The sequence below is a fragment of the Kitasatospora sp. NPDC091207 genome (genome assembly GCF_044768625.1).
GTDB lineage: Bacteria > Actinomycetota > Actinomycetes > Streptomycetales > Streptomycetaceae > Kitasatospora.
This window is the reverse complement of sequence record NZ_JBIVVS010000005.1, coordinates 25,818-33,222: the sequence shown is the minus strand read 5'-3', so window position 1 is coordinate 33,222 and position 7,405 is coordinate 25,818. Positions and strand designations below refer to the sequence as shown.

7 protein-coding genes are annotated in these 7,405 nt (G+C 70.7%); 3 read left to right on the top strand and 4 right to left on the bottom strand.

The annotated features are described in order from the left end of the window. Positions 1-7 precede the first annotated feature (7 nt). A complete protein-coding gene (locus tag ACIQTO_RS11855) occupies positions 8-1,099 on the top strand; it encodes a MupA/Atu3671 family FMN-dependent luciferase-like monooxygenase (protein ID WP_402386377.1) in 1,092 nt (363 codons plus the stop codon). Between the two features lie 91 nt (positions 1,100-1,190). Further along, complete coding sequence (locus tag ACIQTO_RS11850) at positions 1,191-2,018, top strand: methyltransferase domain-containing protein (RefSeq protein WP_402386375.1); 828 nt, start codon at positions 1,191-1,193, stop codon at positions 2,016-2,018. 54 nt (positions 2,019-2,072) lie between these two features. Here ACIQTO_RS11850 and ACIQTO_RS11845 read toward each other — a convergent pair whose 3' ends face one another. Genes ACIQTO_RS11845 through ACIQTO_RS11835 form a run of 3 tightly spaced genes read right to left on the bottom strand, consistent with a single transcriptional unit; the run spans position 2,073 to position 4,664 of the window. Next, complete coding sequence (locus ACIQTO_RS11845) at positions 2,073-2,858, bottom strand: thioesterase II family protein (protein WP_402386373.1); 786 nt, start codon at positions 2,856-2,858, stop codon at positions 2,073-2,075. Between the two features lie 41 nt (positions 2,859-2,899). After that, on the bottom strand, positions 2,900-3,940 hold the full coding sequence (locus ACIQTO_RS11840) for a ketoacyl-ACP synthase III family protein (protein ID WP_402386370.1): 1,041 nt from the start codon (positions 3,938-3,940) through the stop codon (positions 2,900-2,902). Positions 3,941-3,965: 25 nt separating this feature from the next. After that, a complete protein-coding gene (locus tag ACIQTO_RS11835; RefSeq protein WP_402386367.1) occupies positions 3,966-4,664 on the bottom strand; it encodes a YitT family protein in 699 nt (232 codons plus the stop codon). A 284-nt stretch (positions 4,665-4,948) separates the two neighbouring features. Here ACIQTO_RS11835 and ACIQTO_RS11830 point away from each other — a divergent pair, with 284 nt between their 5' ends. Continuing rightward, positions 4,949-5,977: an NAD-dependent epimerase/dehydratase family protein gene (locus tag ACIQTO_RS11830; protein WP_402386365.1), complete on the top strand. Its 1,029-nt coding sequence runs from the start codon at positions 4,949-4,951 to the stop codon at positions 5,975-5,977. Here the strand turns inward: ACIQTO_RS11830 and ACIQTO_RS11825 are convergent. Further along, positions 5,974-7,317 (bottom strand): hypothetical protein, encoded by a 1,344-nt coding sequence (locus ACIQTO_RS11825; protein WP_402386362.1) that lies wholly within the window; start codon positions 7,315-7,317, stop codon positions 5,974-5,976. The genes ACIQTO_RS11830 and ACIQTO_RS11825 overlap by 4 nt on opposite strands. Positions 7,318-7,405: the final 88 nt, after the last annotated feature.

Here is a 7,405-nt window from a genome sequence, read left to right as displayed (position 1 = left end):
GGACCTGATGGAGTTCAGCGTCTACTTCTTCTCGGCCAACGACCGCCACGACTTCGGCGACCGCTACCGGTTCGTCCTGGACGTCGCCCGGTTCATCGACCGACGCGGCTTCACCGCGATCTGGACCCCGGAGCGGCACTTCCAGGAGTTCGGCGGGAGTTTCCCCAACCCGGCCGTGCTGTCCGCCGCCCTGGCGGTAGCCACCGAGCGGCTCTCCATCCGGGCCGGCAGCGTGGTGCTGCCCCACCATCACCCGGTGCGGGTGGCCGAGGAGTGGGCTCTCGTCGACCAGCTCTCCCGAGGCCGGGTCGGGGTGTGCGTGGCCACCGGTTGGCACCAGGGAGACTTCGTCTTCTACCCGGACAACTATCCGACCCGGCGCGAGTACACGCTCGGCCATGTCGACACGCTGCGCGCGCTGTGGCGGGGCGAGACGGTGAGCTTCCCCGGGCCCGACGGCCGGGAGCTTCCGGTCCGCACCTATCCGCGGCCGCACCAGCCCGAGCTCCCGCTCTGGCTGGTGCACACCTCCAACCCCCGGACCTGGCGCGAGGCCGGCGCCCGAGGTCTCAACGTGCTCTCTCTGCTCACCAGTTGGGAGAAGCTTGCCGAGGACGTCGCGGGCTACCGCAAGGCGCGGGAGGCGGCGGGCCACGACCCGGCTGCAGGCGTGGTCACCGTCGGCATGCACACCTACGTCGGTGTGGACGAGGACCAGGTGTGGGAGACCGTCCGGGGGCCGGTCAAGAACTACCTGGCTTCCTTCATGACCCAGCAGCGCGCCGGCGAACGGGCCGGCGGGACCGCCCGGGGCACCGATGCCGTGGAGCAGGACCGCCTGGCGGAGCTGATGGCCGAGGACTACTACCGGCGCCGGTCGCTGCTCGGGACCCCCGACAAGTGCGCGGCCACCGTCGAGCGGCTGCGCGACTGCGGGGTCGACGAGGTCGCCTGCCTGGTGGACTTCGGGCTGCCGTTCGACACCGTCCTGGCTGCACTGCCCGCTCTCGACGACCTGCGCCGCCGCTTTCCCCCGGCCCGGCAGGGGCGGCCCGAACCCGCTACTGCCGACCCCCTGAACTGGTACTACGACCGCTGACCGAACCGGTCGCCAGGACCGGACGAACCGGCCGCGCTGCGGCCGGCTCCGCGCACCGAGCGCGGCACCGACGAGCCCGAAGGAGCACGGGATGACCGAGACACCGACACCGCCGTCCAACGCGGAGGACGTGGCGGACCTGTACGACGAACTCAGTGAGTTCCACGCCCGGATCTGCGACAACAACCTTCACCTGGGCTTCTGGAAGGACGAGCACGACCTCTCGTCCTTCCAGGCCGCCACGGAACAGCTGACCACGGAGATGGTCACCCGGCTGGCCCCGGAGGACGGGCAGCGGGTGATCGACCTGGGCTGCGGCATCGGCCAGCCGGCCTTCGGGCTGGCCCGTGCCCACCGGGTCGAGGTGGTCGGGATCACCGTGAGCGTCCGGCAGGTCGAGCGGGCCACGGCCCGGGCCCGCGAGCTGGACCTGGCCGAGCGGGTCACGTTCGAGCGTGCGGACGCCCTCGCCCTGCCGTACGCGGACGCTTCGTTCGACGCCGGTTGGTTCTTCGAGTCGCTGATCCACATGCCCGACAAGGGACGTGCGCTGGAGGAGGCCGCCCGGGTGCTGAAGCCGGGCGCACGGCTGGCGATCGCCGACATGTTCCACGAGCCGGAGCTCGACTGGTCGGCCATTCACCCGCTCGCCTCGGCCATCCAGCTCGATCGGTACGCCCCGCTGCTGGAGCAGAGCGGCTTCGAGGTCCTCACCGTCGAGGACGTGACCCCGCACATCCTCGTTCCCGATCCGGTCCGAGTCGAGCTGCGTCTCCAGATGCTGGAACACCGCGACGACTGGGTGCGGATCGCGGGGGAGGACGTGGTCAAGGCGATGCTCGACCCGGAGGTGAACACCTTCTACACCCCTGGCCTCGGCTACGCGCTCATCACCGCCGAGCGTCGCCGACAGGTCTGAGCACCACGCCGACGGCCCACCGGAAACGGTGGGCCGTCGGCGTTGCCGGAGCGGTCAGGGTGCCAAAGTCCGCAGCAGCAGCGGCGCGAGTTCGTCGAACAGCGGCCCGCGGTGCGACTGGAGGAAGAAGTGGCCACCGGGCAGCAGCGACGACGAAGCGCCACCGTCGGTCAACTCACCCCAGGAGGAGAGGCTTTCGAGCGACATCTCGGGATCCTCCGCCCCGCCGAGCGCCACCACCGGGCAGCGCAGACGCCGCCCCGCCCGGTACCGGTAGGTCTCCAGGAGCCGCACGTCCCCGCGCAGGAGCGGCAGATAGACGGCCAGCAGACCGGCGTCCTCGCGGATCGCCGGCGGGATGGCCCGGTACCGCAGGTCCAGGGCGGCGAGGAAGTCCTCGTCCGACAACTGGTGCACCGTGCCGACATGGCCGCGCAGATGGGGGGCGTTGCGGGCCGACACCACGAGGAGCGAGGCGTCGAGACCCCAGCGCTCGGCGAGGGACCGTACGGTCTCGAAGGCCACGAAGCCGCCGAGGCTGTGCCCGAAGAAGGCGAAGGGCATGTCGTGGAGTATCGGCGCCAACGCCTCGGCCGCCTCCGCGGCCGCCCGGACGAGATCGGTCGCCGGCGGTTCCGCGAAGCGTGCCTCCCGGCCGGGCAGCCTGAGTACCCAGGGCTCCACGACGGCCGGCAGCCGGTCCGCCCAGCCGTGGAAGACGGCCGCGCCGCCTCCGGCGTACGGGACGCAGACCAGCCGCAGCCGGCTGCCGGGGCGCGGTGCGGCGGGGCGCAGGACCCAGCGCTCCGCTGGTGAAGCGCCCCCTGGCGCACGGGGCATCGTGACGGTTGCCAGGGGGCGCGGCTCAGTGGTGCGACCGTTCACGGTCGGCCCGTCCGGGGCGGCGCTCCGACCAGTTCGACGATCGCACAGGAGAAGGCGATGCCGGCGCCCGCGCCCAGCATCATGACCCGGTCCCCCGCGCGCAGCTGACCGGTCGACAGCAGATGGTGGAGGCCGCTGGTCTGGTCGTTGGCGCCGGTGTGGCCCGTGGACCGGCCGAAGTCCCAGACGCCGCGCGCCACCGCGTCCGGCCCGAACGGCTCCAGCAGCCGCTGGAGGATTCCCGCACTTCCGACGAACTGGTGGGCGATGCGGGTGATCTCCTCGGGCTTCAGGCCGGCCTCGTCCAGGGTGTCGAGGATCAGCGCCCGCTGGGTCTCGCCCATCAGCTGCCCGGCCTGGACCAGATCCTGGCCCCCCTTGTACGTCGCGGCCCGTTCCCGCAGATCCACCCGGGTACCGGTGGTGGCCCCGGGTGGGAACAGCGGCTCCCCGCCACGGTTCAGTTCCTCGAGCTCGGGCAGCGAGAAGGTGCGGATGTTCACCAGGCGGGCGAAGCCGGACCGCTGCGAGAGCACCATGGCGGTCGCCGCGTCACCGAAGAGGCCGCCCGGTGTCGCTCGCCACCGGTCGACCAGCGGGTCACCCCAGTTGTCGGCCGACGTGACCAGGGCGGCGGTCCGGCCGGGTGCCGCACCGAGATAGCAACCGGCCAGTTCCATGGCGGCGAGGAAGCCGTTGCACCCCTGCTTGATCTCGATCGCAGGGATGTTCCCGCCGACCGTGTGGCGCAGGACGTAGTGCTGCGGGGACCACATGTCGGGCCCCTGGTGATTCGCGGTGGCGTGCAGCAGCAGGGCGATCTCCCGCGGCTCGTGGCCGCTGTCCGCGAGCGCCTTCCGGGCGGCTCGCACGGCCATGTCCGGTGCCGATTCGTCGCCCGCGACGGCGACCGAGAGCCAGTCGAGCTGCCGGGCTTCCTCGGCGTCGTACCAGCCGGCCGCGACGGCCTGTTCGGTGGTGACGAGCTCCGGGATGTGCGCACTGAGGGCGGAGATCCAGAGGTTGTCGAACTTCACGGGCACCCCTCGGGGTTCGGGCGGCTCACGGCCGGACTGCGGTGGGCTCGGTGGCCGGGCGTGGAGCCGGACGCTCCTCCAGCCCGTGGTTGCGCAGGGAGAAGAACCGGTGGTTGAGCCACATGCACGGCTGGATCAGGGTGTCGACGAAGACCAGGAAGCAGAGCGTGCCGACACCGACCGGCCCGCCCAGGAGGTAGCCGGACACCAGGAGCAGGAGTTCCAGGCACCCCTTCGACACCCAGAAGGGCCAGTTCCAGCGGTGGGTCATGGTGATGGCGATCAGGTCCATCGCGCGAATCCCGGTGCCGCTCATGATGATCAGCGCCGATCCGTAGGTGCACAGGGCGACGCCGATCAGCATGCGGGCGGCATCCGGTACCGGGACTCGTCCTGCGGCGTCCACGGCACGCAGGACGTCGATCACGCTGCCGCAGAGGAAGAAGGTGATGAACGGCGAGATCACCGGGCGCCGACGGTTCCAGGCCGACCAGACGAGGATGCAGACGGCGGCGACCAGCGACTGGGCGATGCCGATGGTGAGCGGTACGTGCTTCAGCAGGCCGAGCGCGAAGACATCGAGGGGATCGGTGCCCAGGTCGGACCGGATGAAGAAGGCGGCGCCGGTGGAGAACAACAGGCAGCCGAGCAGGTAGACACCGTAGCGGGCACGATGGGCGCGCAGCCGGCTCACCGGGCCGGGCGGGGGGCCGAGGTCGGGCATTCCTTCAGGGCTCCCTTCGAGAACCGGCGCTACTCCGGGACATCCGGGCGCGCCGACCTACGACCCTGGTCGAGAGAGCACCTGCCCGGCGCCGATAGCACCCCCAGCAGTCACCCCAGTTCGCGGCGGACCGGGGTTCGACCACTGGCAGGATCCCCGGCCTTTTGGCGCAATCCCGTGCGGGCGGCCTCACCCGGGCCAACGTTCCGCAACGGGAGCGGTAGGGCGGTCGCGAGCTCAGGCTCTGCTGGGCTCGACGGCGCCGGGCTGGCAGGATCGCCCGCATGAGGATCCTTGCATTGGGCGGAGGCTGGTTCCTGGGCCCGGCAGTCGTGAGTGATGCCCTGACGCGAGGCTGGGAGGTGACGACGTTCACGCGCGGGCGGTCTGGAAATCCCGTGCCCGGCGCGAGCGCTGTGCACGGCGATCGGGAGCGACCCGAAGACCTCGCCCGACTGGCAGCGCACGGCCCGTGGGACGCGGTGATCGACACCTCGGCCTCTGCGCTCCACCCCGGAGCCGTACTCGCCGGCGCCCGCGCCCTGGAACCGGTCGCCGGCCGGTACGTGTACGTCTCCACGGTGGCGGTGTACGAGGGCTGGCCCACCGAGCCCCTGACCCCCGACTCACCGGTCTGGGAGGCTCCGGCCGATGCCGGCGCGGAACACGGTCAGCCGCCGGAGGGAGCGTCCGGGGTCAATCCCTACTACGGGCGGCGGAAGGCCGGCACCGAGCGTGCGGTGACCGAGACGTTCGGCCTCAGCCGCACGAGCCTTCTCAGGCCAAGCGTGATCCTCGGACCGGGGGAGTACGTGGGTCGGCTGCCGTGGTGGCTGCGCCGTGCCGAACACGGCGGCCGAATCCTCGCGCCCGGGGATCCTGCGAGGAGCATCCAGCCGGTGGACGTCCGGGATGTCGCAGCGTTCGCGCTCGACCAGGCCCTGCGCGTCGACCACCAGGTCCACAATATCGCCGCACCGGCCGGCCAGGAGACGATGGGCACCTTCCTCCAGGCGTGCCTGGACGTGACCGGCAGCTCCGGAGAGCTGGTGTGGGTCGAGGACGAGGTCCTGCTGCGCAACGGCCTGCGCCAGTGGACTGAGCTCCCGCTGTGGTGGACCCACCCAGGGGTGTCAGTCATCGACTCGTCAACGGCGGTCGCGGCCGGCTTCCGCAACCGGACTCTCGCGGAGACCGTTGCGGACACGTGGTCCTGGTTGAGTCAGGGCAACGTCCCTGTACCTCACCGCCGTTGGGCCAGGCACGGCATCGACCCGGCCAAGGAGCACACCATCCTGGAGAGCGTCCGCTAGGCGGTCCGCGGGTCGAGGGCGAGCCGCACCGCGCCAGGCCCGAGGATCTGGGGTGCAGCCACCACTGTGAAATCGTCGATCTGTTCCGCGAGGTCCCGAGCCAGCTGCGTGTTGCGTAAGGTCGGCGACGCCAGTTCGGCTCGGATCGCGTTCACACGGACGGTGAGGCCTGCCCCGCGCCACTCCCGGGGCAGGCTGAAGACGGGGCGCAAAACATCGGCGGCGCCGTCCAAGTCGTTGCGCATCAACAAGGCGGTGGCCAGATCAGCGCCGGCCTGGGGGGCCACGACCAGCGGGCTGGAGCCTGTGGAACGAGCCGCGATCAGTTCCAATGACTGCCGGGCAGAGGCCTCGGCGCCGGCGCCATCCCGTAGGAGCAGGAGGCTGGAGCTGTTGCTCATCGCGACCCGTTCCACGCTGAAGTCGAACTCGCCGGCCACGTTGTCGTGAAGATCATCCACGGCAGGGCCGCGGTCGGCCACGCTGCGTTCTATCGCTCGGTGGGCCTCCTCGGCGCGGCCGAGGTGCGCGTAGGCGCGTGCCGCGATCGCGGCGAGCCGCGCGTTGCCCGTAGCACCAACGCCGGGGAAGGACTGGGCCTGCTCGATCTGGCGGACAGCCTGGGCAGGGTTGCCGTTCCAGTAGTACAGCACGGCCAGGTAGCCGTGTGCATAGGCCTGGAGCGGCCCGTGTTCGGCGACCTGGCCGTACAGGGCGGCTGCCCGGGTCAGTTCGAAGGCGTTGGGCATGGATCCGAGGTCGAAGGCGCAAGCGGCCAGCAGCGCCGATGCCTGGCCGGCGACGAGGAACAGGCGCCCCCGCTGCGACAGTACCTGGGTGCGGTCCAGCATCACCGTCGCGAGACCAAGCAGCTCCTTCGCCTGCATGAAGATCACGTGAGGCGGTGTGAAACTCGTGGCTCGGACCAGGCGCACCAGGTCGTCTTCGAGTTGGTCGAGGCTGAGGTCGGGCAGCAACTGTGAGGCCGCGTCGGCCGCGTGGGCCCGGGCATCTCGTGCGGTCATGGCCAGTTCTCTTTCATCGAGTACAGGAGCCGGCGCTGAGTGCAGCGCTTGGACCTGCTCGTCGGTGCAGGGTGCGAGGAGTTCGTGCGCGGGCTTGCCGAACATGCGCTTGAGGATCGCGGGGGTCGGGTGATGGGGCCGGGTGACATCGCCTGCACGCCACCGCCCGAAGCTCTTCTCCGTCAGAGTGGCGTTCCTGAAGGCGAGATCGCCGCTCTCCTGGTGGAGAGCCCCGGCGACCTGCTTGTACTCGGCGAGGAAGCTGCGGAAATCCATCTTCGCCTGAGTGACCAGGGCATCGAACAGTGTGCTCATCGCGGTCCCTTCGGAGCCGCAGCCCCAGCTGCGAACGACCTTCATCCCCTTGCCTACCACCACCGGGCGGCTGATCACAGAGGACTTG

What these genes read in the sequence shown, in the direction of transcription:
- ACIQTO_RS11845 (WP_402386373.1), bottom strand. Translation starts at nt 2,858, where the DNA reads ATGCCCCGTGCGCCAGGGGGCGCTTCACCAGCGGAGCGCTGGGTCCTG.
- ACIQTO_RS11825 (WP_402386362.1), bottom strand. Translation starts at nt 7,317, where the DNA reads ATGAGCACACTGTTCGATGCCCTGGTCACTCAGGCGAAGATGGATTTC.
- ACIQTO_RS11830 (WP_402386365.1), top strand. Translation starts at nt 4,949, where the DNA reads ATGAGGATCCTTGCATTGGGCGGAGGCTGGTTCCTGGGCCCGGCAGTC.
- ACIQTO_RS11835 (WP_402386367.1), bottom strand. Translation starts at nt 4,664, where the DNA reads ATGCCCGACCTCGGCCCCCCGCCCGGCCCGGTGAGCCGGCTGCGCGCC.
- ACIQTO_RS11855 (WP_402386377.1), top strand. Translation starts at nt 8, where the DNA reads ATGGAGTTCAGCGTCTACTTCTTCTCGGCCAACGACCGCCACGACTTC.
- ACIQTO_RS11850 (WP_402386375.1), top strand. Translation starts at nt 1,191, where the DNA reads ATGACCGAGACACCGACACCGCCGTCCAACGCGGAGGACGTGGCGGAC.